Consider the following 16027-nt stretch of genomic DNA (forward strand, 5'->3'; position numbering starts at 1 on the left):
TGGACGCTGGAGGCGACTGATAGGCGGCCGGTAGCCGAGGCTGGCATGTGGTCGATGCCAGTTGTACTGATGGAGCCAGTGAGGCAGGGCCTGGCGCCGCTGGTCTGAGCTGTCATAGGAGCGAGCGTAAGCCCACTCGCGCAATGTGGTCTGGACCAGTCGTTCGGCCTTGCCGTTGGTACGGGGCGTGTAGGGGCGCGTGCGCAGGTGGCGCAGGCCCAGTCGGCGCAGGAGCCGGCGGAACAGCCGGGACTTGTAACAGGCGCCGTTGTCGGTCATGACCCGGGCGAAGGTGATGCCAAGGCCGCGGTAGTACCGTAGCGCTTGCAGCAGCGCCCGGCACGCACTGGTGCCACGTTCGTCGTTCTCGACGGTACCGAAGGCGATCCGGGAGTGGTCGTCGATGGCAAGGTGGACGAACTCCCAACCGGCGCCATCCGAAGTGCCCTGGCGAGCGCCGGTGACGCGATGTCCGGGGCGCCAGAACCGGCCCAGCTTCTTGATGTCCAGATGCAACAGATCACCCACCTGTGGGTACTCGTAGCGGTGGTCCGGGCGCGCTGGCGCCAGCTCGGCCAGTCGATGCAGACCGGCACGACGCATCAGCCGCGCGATCGTGCTCCGGCCGACGGGCAGTGCCAGCGAGATCTGGCGATAGGTCCGCCGCTGGCGACGCAGGGCGACTACCTGCTCGACGACCGGCGCCGGCGTGGCACTGGGGCAGCGAAGCGGGCGCGACGAACGGTCCTGGAGCCCTCCCGGGCCTTCCTCGCGGAAGCGGCGCAACCACTTGTAGGCCGTTCGAGTGCTCACACCCGCAGCGTGGGCGGCTTCTTCGACCCGAAGACCGTGCTCGATCACCCGTTCCACAAGCAGGGCTCGACCGCGAGGCGTAAGACGGGCATGTTTATGCAGGTTCATCCGGGGCTCCTGGGGTGCTGAATGGGTCGCACCTCCAGTGTTCCGGGATCACCCCGGATGAACAACCTACTGAGAGATCACACCTAGCCCGCGCTGCGAGCCCGGAGGGTAGGGGTACACTTGCGGCTCGGGGGTGTCGCGTGCGCAATGATCGAGGGGAGTTTCCGTTCTGGTCGATGGTGCTGGCCGTGCTGCTGGCGCTGATCGCGCACGACCTCCTCCGGTTGGCGGTCGGCGCATACACGGCTCGCCGAGCCGTGGCCGAGTTCAATCGGCAGATTCAGTCGACACCAATGCATCCCGCGCCGGGATCGACATCACCAGTACAGTCGGCGCCGGCCGAACTCCCGAGGTATCCCGGGCCCGTCAGCGCCCGGGCGTCTGGCGCGGACAAAGCCTGCATCAACGGAACCCAGGCACGCCGCGTCGCCAATGGCTGGGAACAGGATCCGCGGAAGCGCTGTCAGGCATACTCGCCGTGATCGCAGCCCTGATCCCGCGTAGCGGGTCGTATACGCATCCGGCGGTGATCGAAGCCTCCAGCGTGCTATTCGCTCGACGGGGCGTCGGAACGCGGGCGATTTACCATGGATGGTTCGGACGGTGAGGGTTCTAACCGATCCGTTACTTCGCATAATGTACATTATGTAACAACCGACGTGCGGCCGCCGAACTGTCCTTCCCGCCTGTCGGCTGGCCTGGGCGGGAACCCGCTTCGCCTAACCGGATAGCCGCCCCCGGGCCATTACGGCGACCCGCCCACATGCCCGCGGATCCGAACGCTGCGGCGCCACCGCCACAGGAGCGCCAGCAAGACCAAAGCAAGGGTCGCCAGCATCCCGAACGCGACCAACGCCGTTCCTCGGCCGATGCCAAATGCCTGGATCAGCAAGTCCAGCTTCCCCTGCGCCATCGCCGGCGGCGACACTTCCAGCTCGGCCTCGATCACTGGCCGGCCCGCAAGGAAGCCGGCGACATGCGCGGCTATGTCCGGGCTGCCCAGCCACAGCTCGTCGTCATGGCTGGCGCCGCGCACGAGCAAGTGAGTGGCGTCGGTGAAACCGGGCAACAGCGCCTCCGCGTTCGCCGGCGGCGTGCGTCCATCGAACGTACCGCTGACGAACAGCGCCGGCACGTCGCTCCGCAGGGGCGCGCGGAACGCATCGCCGAGATCCGCGAGTCCCAGGCCCTCGCCGATCATCGGGAAAGGAAAGTTCAGCGCGTCGCCGAACAGGCTTTCCTTTGCCTGCGCCTCGGCCACGGCCCGTCGATCCGGGCTGTGCCCGGATGCCACGTCCATCGCCAGCGGCATGGCCCGGAACTCGCCGAGGTGCTCACGCACCGCAAGCACCAGGGTCGCCAGCAGGTCGTAGTCCCCCGCTTCGGCATCGCGCAAGGCCAAGGGCAGCATCTGCTGGGTGGAACGCCGCCCGAGCGCGGCCGCGATCGCCAGCTGCGCGTCGTAGACGCCTAGGGTCACTTCCCTACCCCGGTGCATGACGCTGCGCCCGACCACGGGTTCCTGGCCTAGTCTGGCCAGCACGCGTCGGGTCATCCCGGTCAGGTCTTCGAACCCCTGATCGCGGGCGACGGCGGCGAGGTCGGCGAGCAGCCTGTCCGCCGAAAGCGGGAGTTTCAGCGTGTGGTCCGGCCCTTCGACACCGATCAACACGACCCGTTCGATGCCCGCACCGTGCAGGCGGAGGCTGGCCAGGGCCAGGTGGGTGCCGTAGCTCATGCCCCACAGGCTGATCCGCGGCACGCCGAGCGCACGCCGCAGGTCCTCGAGGTCGGCGGCGCTCTCGGCAGTCGTGTAGGCGGCCAGGTCGACGCCTTCCTGCCGCCAATGGGCGATGCAGCGGGCGGCCGTACCGCGCAGCGCCTCGAGCGCGACTCCGCGGTCCATTGGCCTGGCATCGTCGAAGCGCTGGACGTGCGGGCACGGCGGCGGAGGCTCGGACAGTCCGGTACCCCGCTGGTCGAGCAGCAAGACGTCGGTGTCGCGCCGCACCTGGTCGAACACCGGCCAGCGCGGCCCGCGTGCCGTGCCGACGCCGGAGCCGCCAGGACCGCCGGCCAGGTACACGACGGGTGAGGCGTCGGCGCCGCCAGCGATGGCCGGCAGGCGCACGACGCGCAGCCGCATGCGCGGGCCATCGGGTTGGTCGCGTCGGCGCGGCACCTCCAGAAACGCGACTTCGGCGTCGATCGTGCCGTGTCGCTCGGTCTCGAACGGATAAGGCGCGAACTCCAGCGGTGCAACGGCGCCGTTGGCGAGCGACGGCAGCATCCCAATGAGAAGCATGCAGGCCGCCATCCAGCGCAGGGGTAGCGTGGGCGGCGCGGGGTTCGGTTTCGCAATTTCGCTTGGGGAACGGGACATGAAGGTTTCCGGTCGGCAGGCCGCAAGGGCGTTTCGCCAGCATCCGGGTGTTGCGGGAGGTCGGGACGCGTCGGCCCGCCCAACGGCTCCATGCGGGGGGCGAATGTCTCCATGCCGCCGGTACGATATGGCGCATGTCGATCGCAAAGGTCCTGGGCGCCCCCGCCGTGCTGGTGATGGTGGTCGCCGCCTGGCTGTTGGCGGCGTCGCACGGTCCGGTGGCCGAGCAGGTGCTGTCGGCCGAGATGGCGCCCGCCCCGGTGCCGGTGTCGGGCCGCATGCCGGAACGGCCTCCGGAAGATCTGGACTGGCAACCCCTCGATCCCGGCGTGCTGGCCGGGTGGCGGGATCCCCACTGGCTGCGCTGGCGCGTGGCCGCCCCGGCGGACGATGCCGGCCGCCTGCTGCACCTGTCGCTGCGCGCCGCCAGTCGGCCCTACTGGAACGGTCGGCCGCTTGTCGCCAACGGCATCGTCGGACGCAGCAGGAGTGAGGAACAGCCGGGGCTGATCGATATCGTCCGCGTGCTGCCGCCCTCCGAACGTACCGGGGCCGATGAGCTGATCGTGCTCGCGTCGAGCCAGCATCAGTGGCTGCGCATGGACACGACCGATGCCGCCCTCCAGGTCGTCCCTGTCGAGGGCCCTCCCCTCCACCGTCCGGGGCCATGGCTGATCGTGGCCTTTGCCGCGGGCGCGCTCGCGGCGGCCTGGCTGTACTTCCTGGCGGCGCAGCGCGGGCAACCGCGGGCGCACGGCGCTGCGCTGTTGCTCGCGCTGGGGGCCGTCGGCCTGGCGCTGCCGGTGGTCGAAGCCTGGCGCCCCCTGTTCGGTTATGCCTATCCATGGCACGGCCTGCGCATGTTCGCGCTGTTGGCGCTGCATGCGGCGGCGGCGGTGCTGTTGCCCGCCTACCTTGCGCACCGCTTCGACGTCGGCGTGCCGATGTCTGCACGTATCGTCTATCTGGCAACGCTGGTGGGGGCCATCGCCTTCCTGCCCAGCTTCGATGGTCGCGGAGCGACCGTGCTGCTGCTGAGCCTGCTGGCCTCCGCATGGTTGCTGGTGCGCGCACGCGGCGAACACGGGGAGCGCCGGCCGATCCTGATCCTGATGCTGACCGGTGCGCTGGCGATGCCGGTCGCCGGCGGCCCCTTCCTCGACGGGCCATATTTCCTGCTGCTGGCGGTGCTGATGGGCTTCCTGCTGTTGCGCCACGCCGAGCGGCTGCGCTCGCTCGACCGGCACAATGCCAGGCTGCGCGAGGAACGCGCGCGGCTCGCGCTGCAGTTGCTCCAGCGCGGCATCCAGCCGCACTGGCTCATGAACACGCTGACCTGCCTGCAGGAGCTGATCGAGCAGGCACCGCCGCGCGCCAGCCGCCTGGTCGAGTCGCTGGCGCAACAGTTCGATCGCCTGCGAGACAGCAGTACCCAGCCGCTGGTGCCGCTGGAGGACGAGCTGGCCCTGTGCCGCAACCATCTGGACATCGTCGGCCAGGCACTGGGCGGCCAGCCGATCGGCCTCGAGATCGACGCCGACGACACCGATTTTCTGCTCCCACCGGGGGTGCTCCACGCCCAGGTCGAGAACGCGCTCACCCATGCCGGCGCCGAGGCCTGCACCCGGCACCCCTTCCGGTTGCGGGTGCGTAGCGAAAATGGCCGACGGGCGCTCGAACTCCGCGGCCCGCGCGGGAGCGCAGTGCAGCGCGGACAAGGCACCGGCACGCGCTACATCGAGGCCAGCCTGGCCGCCGCCTTCCCCGGCGGCTGGCGCTTCACCCACGGCCCCGACGACGCAGACTGGTGCGGCCGGATCGAGCTGCCATGCGCATCCTGATCGTGGAGGACGAACCGCTCATCCGCGAGCGCTTGCTGCGCGTGTGCGGGGAGCTGGCAGGCGGACGCGCGCGTTTCGACGCCGTCGCGGACCTCGACCTGGCCGGCGACCGGCTGCAGTGCAGTCTTTACGACGGTCTTCTGCTGGACCTGAACCTCGGCGGCGAGGACGGCTTCGAGCTGCTGCGGCAGGCGGTGGCCGGACGCTACCACTGCGTGGTGGTCTCGGCCCATCGCGAGCGTGCGCTGCAGGCGTTCGAACACGGGGTGCTGGATTTCGTCCCCAAGCCGTTCACGCGCGAACGCCTCGGGCTGGCCCTCGACCGTCTGCTCGACGCCGGCCGCTATCGCCCGGGACTCGCGCGCTATCTCGGTATCTGGCGGGCACACGGCACGGCCCTGGTCGAGCTGGCCGATGTGCTCTGGATCCGCGCCGACGGCGACTACAGCGAGGTCCGCCTGCTCGATGGGCGCAGCGAACTGCACGACAAGTCCCTGGCCGCGCTGACTGCCGTGCTGCCGCCCGACTTCGTGCGCTGCCACCGCTCCTGTCTGGTCAATCTGCGCCATGTCCGATCCCTGCACGCCGGTACCGGCAGCCGCTACTGGCTGGTCATGGCGAACGGCAAGGAACTGCCGGTGGGCCGCGCCCACGTCTCCACCGTGCGCCGCGAACTTGCCCTGGACTAGTCATCGGCTGGCGTCGAACGCATGGGCCGCGCCCGATCAACGAAAGCGAATGTCGGCGTGCGTCGCGCCCCGTCCCCGGCTCGGGCGCTGATCGCACCGCGAGTTTGCAACGGCGCTGACCCTCCGGCGCCGGCCCCGTTACCGCGCCCCGGCCTGCCCGAAAGTGAACCGCGGGCCGCGGCCCCGCGGGCGTCCGGCCGGCTCCGCGCTAGAATCTGCGGCATGTCGCGTCTCCTGCTCCGGATCCTGCTCAGCGCGGGCCTGGTCCTCAACGGCACCGGGTGGGCTGCGCCCACGGGCGACATGCAGGCCCCCACCGCGTCCGTGGCCGCCGATGGTGCGGCGGAACCCGCTCCGTCGGAGCCGCCCTGCCACCCGGCCGGGCCGAGTGCGAGCGCCGCCCCCGAGGCGTCCGCTGGCGCGCCGCTTCCGCACGAACCAGCCCACGCCGACTGCTGCGACAAGCCCTGCGGCTGTGGCTGCGCCCAGCCTCCGCCGGCGTCAGTCGCCGCCCGCGACCTCGGCACGGGCACGGCGACCGCCGCACCGGCCGCCGTCGCGCCGCCGGTGCAGCGGGCGGCACCGCCACCGCCGCCGCTGATCCGGCCGCCGATCGCCTGATCGCCACGTGGACCGGCGGCCCGCACCCGCGGCCCGCCATCGCACACGTGACCACCCCCGGGAACCCGGCCGCTCCGGCCGTGGCCGTCTCCGTGGTCCTTCCCTTTAGCAGCGCCGCGACCGGCGCTCATGCCCTGCCGGCCAAGCCGCGAGGCCGTAGCCGGCCCATTCAGGAGAGAGTTCCGATGAACCGTTCGATCACAACACTCGTCGCGGCCGTCCTGGCCGCCGGCCTTGCCGCCTGCAGCGGTGCCTCGCAGGCCGGCCCGCAGCCGGGGGCCGACCGGTCCGCGTCCGCCGAGGCCACCTCCCCCGGCGCCCCGCCGGCCCGCGCCGAAGCCCCGCAGGCCGGGGCCGCCCTGCCCCGCGTGCTCGTGCACAAGGACCCGAACTGCGGCTGCTGCAGCCTCTGGGCCGAGCACATGCGCCGCGAGGGCTTCGAGGTCGAACTGCGCGACGTCGACGATCTCGCCGCGGTCCGCGAGCGCGCCGGAGTGCCTGCCGCCAAGGCGTCCTGCCACACCGCCCTGGTCGGCGACTACTTCGTCGAAGGCCACGTGCCGGCGGCGGACGTGCGGCGGCTGCTGGCCGAACGCCCCGATGCCCTGGGCATCACCGCACCCGGCATGCCGCTGGGTTCGCCTGGCATGGAGATGCCCAACGGCCGTACCGACGCCTACTCGGTGGAGCTGGTGCACGGCGACGGCTCGACCACGGAGTTCGCGCGCCACGGCGAGTAGGGGCTGGAGTCTTGACTCTGGACCATGGTCCAGGGCGCAGACTTCGTTCGAGCACTCGCAGGGACCACGCCCATGAAGATCGGCCAGCTGGCGCAGCGCGCCGACGTTCCCATCGATACCGTGCGCTACTACGAGCGCGCGGGGATCCTGCCGCAGCCCGGCCGGGAGGCTTCCGGCTACCGCAGCTATGGCGACGACGATGTCGCGCGGCTGCGCTTCGTGCGCCGTGCCAAGGCGCTCGGCTTCACCCTGGTCGAGGTCCGCGAGCTGCTGGCGCTGTCGGATCACCGCGGCGACGACATGGGCGAACTGAAGGCGGCGGCGATCGGCAAGCTGGCCGACGTGGAGCGCAGGCTGGAGGAGCTGGCCCGCATCCGCGACGGCCTGCAGGCGCTGATCGCGGCCTGCCCCGGGCACGGCGCGCTGGAGGCCTGCCCGATCCTGGCCGCGCTGGCGGAGGACGCGGCATGAGCGTTCACGATCATCACCGGCAGGACCGCACCGGGGCGGACGGGGCACCAAAGCAGGCCTGTCACCACGGCCGCGCTTCCGAACCCGCACGCGCCGACGGCAAGGTGCTCGATCCGGTCTGCGGCATGCGGGTGGACCCGGCATCGAGCCGGCACCAGGCCACGCACGAGGGCCAGGACTACCATTTCTGCTCCGCGCGCTGCCGCGAGCGTTTCGTCGCCGAGCCGGCGAAGTTCCTGACCGACGCGCCCCGCGAACCGGAACCGACACCGCCGGGCGCGACCTACCTCTGCCCGATGCACCCCGAGATCCGCCAGCAGGGACCGGGCACCTGCCCGATCTGCGGCATGGCGCTGGAGCCGGAAACGCCCGGCCTGGAAGACGGGGACAACCCGGAGCTGCGGGATTTCTCGCGTCGGTTCTGGTGGACGCTGCCGCTGTCGCTGGCGGTGCTGGGGCTGGCGATGTTCGGGCACCTGCTGCCGGGGCTGCCCGTCGCGACCCGCACCTGGCTGGAGCTGGTGCTGAGCACCCCGGTGGTGCTGTGGGCCGGCTGGCCGTTCTTCCAGCGCTGCTTGGCCTCGATCCGCAGCCGCAATCCCAACATGTTCACCCTGATCGGCATCGGCGTGGCAGCGGCCTACGGCTACAGCCTGGTGGCCACGCTCGCCCCGGGCATCTTCCCGGCCTCGTTCCACGAACACGGCCGGGTCGGCGTGTACTTCGAGGCCGCGGCGGTGATCGTCTCGCTGACCCTGCTCGGCCAGGTGCTGGAGCTGCGCGCGCGCTCGAAGACCTCGGCGGCGATCAAGGGGCTGCTGGGGCTGGCGCCGAAACAGGCGCGCCGCCTCGACGACGACGGCAGCGAAGAGGACGTGCCGTTGACCGACGTGCACGTGGGCGATCGCCTGCGGGTGCGCCCGGGCGAAAAGGTCCCGGTCGACGGCGAGGTGGTCGACGGACACTCCAGCGTCGACGAATCGATGCTCACCGGCGAGCCGATGCCGGTGTCCAAGGCGGTCGGCGACAGCGTGATCGGCGCGACGCAGAACGGCACCGGCAGTCTGGTGATCCGAGCGGCGAAGGTCGGGTCCGACAGCGTGCTGGCGCAGATCGTGCAGCTGGTGGCGCAGGCGCAGCGCTCGCGTGCGCCGATGCAGCGGATGGCGGACAGGGTCGCGTACTGGTTCGTGCTGACGGTGCTGGCGGCGGCGGTGGCGACGTTCCTGGTCTGGGGCGTGTTCGGGCCGGAGCCGGCCTGGACCTTCGCGGTGCTCAACGCGGTCTCGGTGCTGATCATCGCCTGCCCCTGCGCGTTGGGCCTGGCCACGCCGATGTCGGTGATGGTCGCCACCGGGCGCGCCGCCCAGGCCGGCGTGCTGTTCCGCGACGCGGAGGCGATCGAGAACCTGCGCCGCATCGATACCCTGGTGGTGGACAAGACCGGCACCCTCACCGAGGGCCGCCCGGCGTTCCGCGAGGCGCTGGCGGCCGAGGGTTTCGACGGCGGCGAGGACGAGGTGCTGCGGCTGGCGGCGGGGCTGGACCAGGCCAGCGAGCACCCCCTGGCCGAGGCGATCGTGGCCGAGGCGCGCAGGCGCGGGCTGGCGCTCGAGGCGCCTGAAGGGTTCGAATCGTCCACCGGCATCGGCGCGCGCGGCACCGTCGGCGGCCGCAGGATCGCGATCGGCAACACCGAGCTGATGCGCGAGGAAGGCATCGATTCGCAGCCGCTCTCCGGTCCGGCAGACGAGCTGCGCCGGCAGGGCGCGAGCGTGATGTTCCTCGCCGTCGATGGCGCCCTGGCCGGGCTGATCGCGGTGGCGGATCCGATCAAGGCCTCGACGCCGGCCGCGATCGAAGCGCTGCGCGAGTCCGGGCTGCGCATCGTCATGGCCACCGGCGATGGCGTCGCCACCGCCAACGCCGTGGCCCGCACCCTGGGGATCGACGAGGTGCATGGCGAGGTCAGGCCGCAGGACAAGATCGCGCTGGTCGAGCGCCTGCGCCGCGAGGGCCGCCGCGTGGCCATGGCCGGCGACGGTATCAACGACGCTCCGGCCCTGGCCGGCGCCGACGTCGGCATCGCCATGGGCACCGGCACCGATGTGGCCATGTCCAGCGCCCAGGTCACCCTGGTCAAGGGCGACCTGGGCGGGATCGCCCGCGCCCGCGTCATCTCCGACTCCACGGTCCGCAACATGAAGCAGAACCTGGGCTTCGCCTTCCTCTACAACGCCCTCGGCGTGCCGATCGCCGCCGGCGTGCTGTACCCGGTCTTCGGCCTGCTGCTGAGCCCGATGATCGCCGCGCTGGCGATGAGCCTGAGTTCGGTCTCGGTCGTGGGCAACGCTCTGCGCCTCGGTGCCGCCCCCGCTGCGCCCTCCCCTTCCAGGACCAGTCCAATCCCATGACCCGCGGATCTCGCCCCTTCCCTGCACCCGCCGCCTGGCCGGCGGACCCTGCGCGCAGGCGCTTCGTGACCGGGCTGGCCGCTGCCGGTTCGGTCGCCTTGCTCGGCACCACGCCGGGTCGGGCGCGCACCCCGCCGCGACCGCCCGCCGAGCTGCGCGGCACCGAGTTCGATCTCTCGATCGGCGCCTCCATGGTCAACTTCACCGGGCGCGAGCGCCCGGCGATCACGGTCAACGGCACCGTGCCTGCGCCGCTGCTGCGCTTTCGCGAGGGCGACACCGTCACCCTCCGGGTGAGCAACCGGCTGCGCGACTACAGTTCGATCCACTGGCACGGCATCCTGCTGCCGGCCAACATGGACGGCGTGCCCGGCCTCAGCTTCGACGGCATCGCTCCCGGCGAGACCTTCGTGTACCGCTTCCGCCTGGTGCAGTCCGGCACCTACTGGTACCACAGCCATTCGGCGTTCCAGGAACAGGCGGGGCTCTACGGGCCGATGATCGTGGACCCCGCCGGCACCCTGCCCTATGCCTACGACCGCGAGCACGTGGTGCTGCTGTCGGACTGGACCGACCTCGCGCCTGCCGCGCTGTTCCGCCGGCTCAAGCAGTTCGCCGAATACGACAACTACTACAAGCCCACGGTCGGCGACTTCATCGCCGATGCGCGGCGCGACGGGTTGGCCGCCACCCTGGCCGACCGCGCCGCCTGGGGGCGGATGCGGATGACCCCGACCGACATCTCCGACGTCAACGCGCATACCTACACGTACCTGTGCAACGGCGCCACGCCCGACGGCAACTGGACCGGCACCTTCCGCCCCGGCGAGAAGGTGCTGCTGCGCTTCATCAACGCGTCGGCCATGACCTACTTCGACGTGCGCATCCCCGGGCTGAAGCTGACGGTGGTCGCCGCCGACGGCCAGCCGATCCATCCGGTCAGCGTCGACGAGTTCCGCATCGCGGTGGCCGAGACCTTCGACGTCGTCGTCGAACCGCGCGGCCAGGACGCCTGGACCATCTTCGCCCAGGACATGGGCCGCACCGGCTACGCGCGCGCCACCCTGGCGGTGCGCGACGGGCTGCAGGCGCCGGTGCCGGCGGTAGACCCGCGCCCCCTGCTGACGATGGAGGACATGGGGCACGGCGGCCACGGTGCGCATGGCGCCGCAACTTCCGAAGGTGGCTGCGGGGCCGCGATGCAGGGCATGGAGGGCGGCTGCGGCGCAGACATGGGCCACGGCGCGCACGGCGCCGTCGCGGCGCCCGCCAGCATCGGTCATGCCGAAAGCGCTCATGGTGGCGACCACGGTGCCGGCCATGGCGCTGCCGGCGCCATGCAGGCGCACCCGGCGTCCGAGCAGGGCAATCCGCTGGTCGACATGCAGACCATGACCCCCGCGCCGAAGCTCGACGACCCCGGTATCGGCCTGCGCGGCAACGGCCGCCGGGTGCTGACCTACGGCGACATGCGCAGCCTGTTCGACGATCCCGACGGCCGCGAGCCCGGCCGCACCCTGGAGCTGCACCTCACCGGCCACATGGAGAAGTTTGCCTGGTCCTTCGACGGCATGAAGTTCAACGATGCCGCGCCGCTGCGGCTCAACTACGGCGAGCGCATGCGCATCACCCTGGTCAACGACACCATGATGACCCACCCCATCCACCTGCACGGCATGTGGAGCGACCTGGAAGACGAACACGGGCGGTTCCAGCTGCGCAAGCACACCGTCGACATGCCGCCCGGCACCCGCCGCAGCTACCGCGTGCGCGCCGACGCGCTGGGACGCTGGGCGTTCCACTGCCATCTGCTCTATCACATGGAAGCGGGGATGATGCGGGAAGTGAGGGTGGAGGAATGAACGCTCGCGCCCTCCCCCTCGCCGTCACCCTCGTCCTGGCCGCCGCGGCCCACGCCCACGCCCAGGAGCCCGCGGCGCCGCATGCGCACGATCAGGGGTCGGCCCAGCACGACGCGGCCGGCCCATCCGGCCCGAGCGACCGGCACGCGGTCCACCGGCAGTCCGGTGCCGACCCGCATGCCGGCCATCCCCAGCTTCAAGCGGATCCCCACGCGGGCCACGGTCAGCCACGGGCCGACTCCCATGCCGGGCATGGGCAGGCACAGGCGGAGCCTCACGATGGTCACCACCAGCATGATGCGGATCCCCGCACCGGACCGACCCGGCAGCAGGAAGATCCCCATGCCGAACATGGCGAGCCCCGGGCGGACCGCGGCCGGGACCGGCCCGTCACTCCGATTCCCGCGCTGACCGATGCCGACCGACGGGCCGCGTTCCCGGAGCTGCAGCTGCACATGGAGCATCCGGACGGGCCGTTCTCGCGGGTGCTGTTCAACCGCTTCGAGTGGCAGGACGCCGACGAAGGCAGCGCCCAGTCCTGGGAAATGTCGGCCTGGCTGGGCGGCGATCTGGACCGCGTGTGGCTGCGCAGCGAGGGCGAGCGCGAGGGCGGCAGCACCCATGCGGGCGACTTCGAACTGCTGTACGGCCGCAGCGTGAGTCCGTGGTGGGACGTGGTGGCGGGTCTGCGGCAGGAGTTCCAGCCGGGTCCGTCCCGCACCTGGGCAGCGGTCGGCGTGCAGGGGCTGGCGCCCTACCGGTTCGAGGTGCAGGCCACCGCCCTGTTCGGCGAGGGCGGGCGTACCGCGGCGTCCATGGAGGTCGAGTACGAGATGCTGCTGACCAACCGCCTGATCCTGCAGCCGCTGCTCGAGATCGAGGCCCACGGCCGCGACGACCGCACGCGCGGGATCGGATCGGGACTGTCCAGCATCGAGGGCGGGTTGCGCCTGCGTTACGAGATCAGCCGACGCTTCGCGCCCTACCTCGGCGCGACCCGAGAACGCGCACTCGGGCGCACCGCCGACCTGCGCCGTGCCGCCGGCGCGGACGTGGACGAGACGCGCCTGGTCGCCGGCGTGCGCTGGTGGTTCTGAAGCCGGCGTACGCGACGCGCGAAACATCTTGCGCTCGGCGCAGCACGACACTACAATTTCGCGCTTTCCAGCTCCGTGGGGCCATAGCTCAGCTGGGAGAGCGCCTGCATGGCATGCAGGAGGTCGGCGGTTCGATCCCGCCTGGCTCCACCACGGTTTCCGTCCCAGGCCGGCCGGCAACCGCATCGCGACACTGCGTCCCCATCGTCTAGAGGCCTAGGACACCACCCTTTCACGGTGGCGACCGGGGTTCGAATCCCCGTGGGGACGCCATTTCTCCGTTGCCGCGCGTCGCCGCCTTCCACCCGGGCGGCGCCGGGCCGGCGCGGCCCGTTCACGGAAATCGAATCCCGGGGCTGATTCAATTCGGGTTCTGACCGACGCGGCGCCCCCGCAGCGCCGCGCATCGCCGGAGCCCCATGGAGTCTCGCGAACCGCGGCCGGCCGCCGCCCTCCCCCGCCCGACCCTGCGCGCACGCGAGGCGTTCGCCATCACCATCGGCATCGTCGTTGGCGCGGGGATCTTCCGCACCCCTTCCCTGGTCGCCGGCAGTTCCGGAAGCGAGGCGGCGATGCTCGCCGCGTGGGCATTCGGCGGGCTGCTGTCGATCGTCGGCGCGCTCTGCTACGCCGAGCTCGCCACCACCTATCCGCAGGCGGGCGGCGACTACAGCTACCTGCGCCGCGCCTACGGCGCCCGCCTTGCGTTCCTCTACGCCTGGGCGCGGCTGACGGTGATCCAGACCGGCTCGGTGGCTGTGCTGACGTTCGTGATCGGCGACTACCTGATGCAGCTTACCGGGCTCGGCCCGTGGTCCTCGGCCGCGTTCGCCGCCACCGCGGTGCTGGCGCTGACCGCGCTGAACTGGCTCGGCGTGCGCCAGGGCACGCGCACCCAGAACTGGCTGACCGCGATCGAGATCGCCGGCATCTGCGCGATCGTCGTCGCGGCGCTGGCGATCGGCCCCGCCGAAGCTCCTGCCCCCGCCCTACCCGGCGGCGATAGCCAGATCGGCCTGGTCCTGGTGTTCGTACTGCTGACCTACGGCGGCTGGAACGAGGCGGTCTACGTGACCGCCGAGGTCAGGGACGCGCGGCGCTGGATGCCGCGGATCCTCTGCCTGAGCCTGATCGCGATCGCCGCCCTGTACCTGCTCGTCAATCTCGCCTACCTGCGCGTGCTCGGCCTGGGCGGGATGGCCGGTTCGGAGGCGGTGGCGGCCGATGCCATGCGCGCACTGTTCGGCGGCAGCGGCGCGGTGTTCATGAGCGCGCTGGTGGTGGCCGCGGCGCTGACCTCGGCCAATGCCACCATGATCACCGGCGCACGCAGCGTCTACGCGGTGGGCCGCGACTTCCCGGCGCTCGCCTTCGTCGGACGCTGGGACGAGCGCAGCGGCTCGCCGCGCACGGCGATGCTGGTGCAGGGCGGGCTGGCGCTGCTCCTGGTCGGCCTGGGCGCCGTGGCGCGCGACGGGTTCCGCACCGCGGTCGAATACACCGCGCCGGTGTTCTGGCTGTTCTTCCTGCTGGTCGGCATCTCGCTGTTCGTGCTGAGACGGCGCGACCCCCACCTGCCGCGGCCGTTCCGGGTGCCGCTCTACCCGCTGCTGCCGATGGTGTTCTGCGCCACCAGCGCCTACCTGTTGCACGCCAGCCTGGCCTATACCGGCATCGGCGCCCTGGTCGGGGTAGGCGTGCTGGCTGCCGGCGCGGTCGTCCTGCTGTACCTTCGTCCGACCAGCCACCCAAGGGAGACGCCACCATGAGCCTGCCCAAGTCGCTTGCCCTCCTGCTGCTGTGCCTGCCCCTGCTCGCCTGCGGCGAGAGCGCGATCAACGCGTACCAGCCCGCCACGGCGCGGGACGCCGCGACCGCCGAACCCGAGGCCGATCCCACCGTGGCGGACACCCACCCGGCCGCGGCCGAGGCCGATGGACCGGGCGCGCCCTACGGCGAGGACGACTCGCGCCCGCGCCGCGAACCCGACGTCATCTACGTCCCCACCCCGCAACCGGTGGTGGACCGGATGCTGGAGCTGGCCGACATCCAGGAAGGCGACGTGCTCTACGACCTCGGCTCCGGCGACGGCCGCATCCCCGTCACCGCGGCCAGGAAATACGGCATCCGCGCGGTCGGCATCGACATCAACCCGGTCCGCATCCGCGAGGCCAACGCGAACGCCGAGCAGGCCGGCGTGACCGACCTGGTGACCTTCCGCGAAGAGGATCTGTTCGAGGCCGACATCGGCGAGGCCGACGTGGTCACCCTGTACCTGCTGCAGAGCCTGAACGTGAAGCTGCGGCCCAAGCTGCTGAGCGAGCTGAAGCCGGGCACCCGCATCGTCAGCCATGCCTTCGACATGGCCGGCGAATGGGAGCCGGAACGCACCGAGCAGGTCGAGCACAACACGATCTACGTGTGGACGGTGCCCGAACGCTGAGCGCGAGCGCGGCGCACTGCTCGGTTCTTCCGCCGGTTCAGTCCGGCGCCAGCGCGGCCGGCGCCTCCGCGTCGGCTTCGCGCGCCAGGGTCCCCACGCCGTGGCCGCGCTCGGCCAGGTACTGGAGCCACTTGCCCAGGAAGGTGTTCATCCGCATCCGGTGGCCGACCACCTCGGCCGGCGGCGGAAACATGCCGATGACGTCCTGCCAGCGGCGCCCGACGTAGCAATGGGTGGCCTCGACCTGGCGGGCGTCTCGGTACAGGCGCAGCCAGGCCGAGGGGTCGGGTTCGCCGGTCAGCGGATCCTGCATCGCGTAGGTCAGGCGCAGCTCGGTGGTGTAGCGATGCTGGGCGATCACGTCCAGGCGCACGTCGAGACCGTCGCCGCAGCGCGACACATAGCAACCGGGGGCGAGCCCGGCCGGCTCGAACAGGCGGGTGAGGCGCTGGTGGTTCTCGGCATACAGCGCCATCAACCAGCCGAAGCGGCTGAGCCTGGGGATGCGTGCGGAGCGCGTGGCGACCTCGTGCGTCATGACCCGA

The 16027-nt window shown here is 71.4% G+C and carries 14 protein-coding genes and 2 tRNA genes; 12 read left to right on the top strand and 4 right to left on the bottom strand.

Annotated elements, in window-relative coordinates:
• On the bottom strand, nucleotides 1–921 hold a 921-nt coding region (locus QFW77_RS09020; RefSeq protein ID WP_280572385.1), incomplete at its 3' end, for an IS481 family transposase.
• A 745-nt stretch (nucleotides 922–1666) separates the two neighbouring features.
• A complete protein-coding gene (locus tag QFW77_RS09025; RefSeq protein ID WP_280574238.1) occupies nucleotides 1667–3304 on the bottom strand; it encodes an alpha/beta hydrolase in 1638 nt (545 codons plus the stop codon).
• Nucleotides 3305–3438: 134 nt separating this feature from the next.
• Between QFW77_RS09025 and QFW77_RS09030 the strand changes: the two genes are divergently transcribed.
• The 7 genes from QFW77_RS09030 to QFW77_RS09060 all read left to right on the top strand — a co-directional run bounded on the left by QFW77_RS09030 (nucleotide 3439) and on the right by QFW77_RS09060 (nucleotide 11942).
• The gene (locus QFW77_RS09030) at nucleotides 3439–5145 is read left to right on the top strand and encodes a histidine kinase (RefSeq protein ID WP_280574239.1); all 1707 of its coding nucleotides are present in this window, start codon (nucleotides 3439–3441) and stop codon (nucleotides 5143–5145) included.
• A complete protein-coding gene (locus QFW77_RS09035) occupies nucleotides 5133–5834 on the top strand; it encodes a LytR/AlgR family response regulator transcription factor (RefSeq protein ID WP_280574240.1) in 702 nt (233 codons plus the stop codon). Before QFW77_RS09030 ends, QFW77_RS09035 begins: the two co-directional genes overlap by 13 nt.
• Nucleotides 5835–6056: 222 nt before the next feature.
• Nucleotides 6057–6455 carry a CopL family metal-binding regulatory protein gene (locus QFW77_RS09040; RefSeq protein WP_280574241.1) on the top strand — a complete coding sequence of 133 codons (399 nt, stop codon included), beginning with the start codon at nucleotides 6057–6059 and terminating at the stop codon, nucleotides 6453–6455.
• Between the two features lie 185 nt (nucleotides 6456–6640).
• Nucleotides 6641–7195: a DUF411 domain-containing protein gene (locus tag QFW77_RS09045; RefSeq protein ID WP_280574242.1), complete on the top strand. Its 555-nt coding sequence runs from the start codon at nucleotides 6641–6643 to the stop codon at nucleotides 7193–7195.
• A gap of 72 nt (nucleotides 7196–7267) precedes the next feature.
• Nucleotides 7268–7666, top strand: a complete 399-nt coding sequence (locus QFW77_RS09050) for a heavy metal-responsive transcriptional regulator (protein WP_280574243.1) — start codon at nucleotides 7268–7270, stop codon at nucleotides 7664–7666.
• Entirely contained in the window at nucleotides 7663–10080 is a 2418-nt protein-coding gene (locus tag QFW77_RS09055; protein ID WP_280574244.1) for a heavy metal translocating P-type ATPase, read from the top strand. The genes QFW77_RS09050 and QFW77_RS09055 overlap by 4 nt, the downstream gene beginning before the upstream one ends.
• A complete protein-coding gene (locus QFW77_RS09060; RefSeq protein ID WP_280574245.1) occupies nucleotides 10077–11942 on the top strand; it encodes a copper resistance system multicopper oxidase in 1866 nt (621 codons plus the stop codon). Before QFW77_RS09055 ends, QFW77_RS09060 begins: the two co-directional genes overlap by 4 nt.
• Here the strand turns inward: QFW77_RS09060 and QFW77_RS09065 are convergent.
• A complete protein-coding gene (locus QFW77_RS09065) occupies nucleotides 11897–12397 on the bottom strand; it encodes a hypothetical protein (protein WP_280574246.1) in 501 nt (166 codons plus the stop codon). The two genes, QFW77_RS09060 and QFW77_RS09065, sit on opposite strands and share 46 nt — an antisense overlap.
• On the opposite strand from QFW77_RS09065, the gene QFW77_RS09070 reads away from it, so the two are divergent.
• The 5 genes from QFW77_RS09070 to QFW77_RS09090 all read left to right on the top strand — a co-directional run bounded on the left by QFW77_RS09070 (nucleotide 12398) and on the right by QFW77_RS09090 (nucleotide 15482).
• Nucleotides 12398–13039 (top strand): copper resistance protein B, encoded by a 642-nt coding sequence (locus QFW77_RS09070; RefSeq protein WP_280574247.1) that lies wholly within the window; start codon nucleotides 12398–12400, stop codon nucleotides 13037–13039. It begins immediately after the preceding gene.
• Between the two features lie 77 nt (nucleotides 13040–13116).
• Nucleotides 13117–13192, top strand: a tRNA-Ala gene (locus QFW77_RS09075).
• A gap of 44 nt (nucleotides 13193–13236) precedes the next feature.
• Nucleotides 13237–13312: transfer RNA gene (locus tag QFW77_RS09080), tRNA-Glu, on the top strand.
• Nucleotides 13313–13458: 146 nt separating this feature from the next.
• Nucleotides 13459–14808: an APC family permease gene (locus QFW77_RS09085; RefSeq protein WP_280574248.1), complete on the top strand. Its 1350-nt coding sequence runs from the start codon at nucleotides 13459–13461 to the stop codon at nucleotides 14806–14808.
• Nucleotides 14805–15482: an SAM-dependent methyltransferase gene (locus QFW77_RS09090; protein WP_280574249.1), complete on the top strand. Its 678-nt coding sequence runs from the start codon at nucleotides 14805–14807 to the stop codon at nucleotides 15480–15482. Before QFW77_RS09085 ends, QFW77_RS09090 begins: the two co-directional genes overlap by 4 nt.
• Before the next feature lie 37 nt (nucleotides 15483–15519).
• Here the strand turns inward: QFW77_RS09090 and QFW77_RS09095 are convergent, their stop codons facing one another.
• Complete coding sequence (locus tag QFW77_RS09095) at nucleotides 15520–16020, bottom strand: DUF1249 domain-containing protein (RefSeq protein ID WP_280574250.1); 501 nt, start codon at nucleotides 16018–16020, stop codon at nucleotides 15520–15522.
• Nucleotides 16021–16027: the final 7 nt, after the last annotated feature.

It is taken from the genome of Luteimonas endophytica, from assembly GCF_029887875.1.
GTDB lineage: Bacteria > Pseudomonadota > Gammaproteobacteria > Xanthomonadales > Xanthomonadaceae > Luteimonas > Luteimonas endophytica.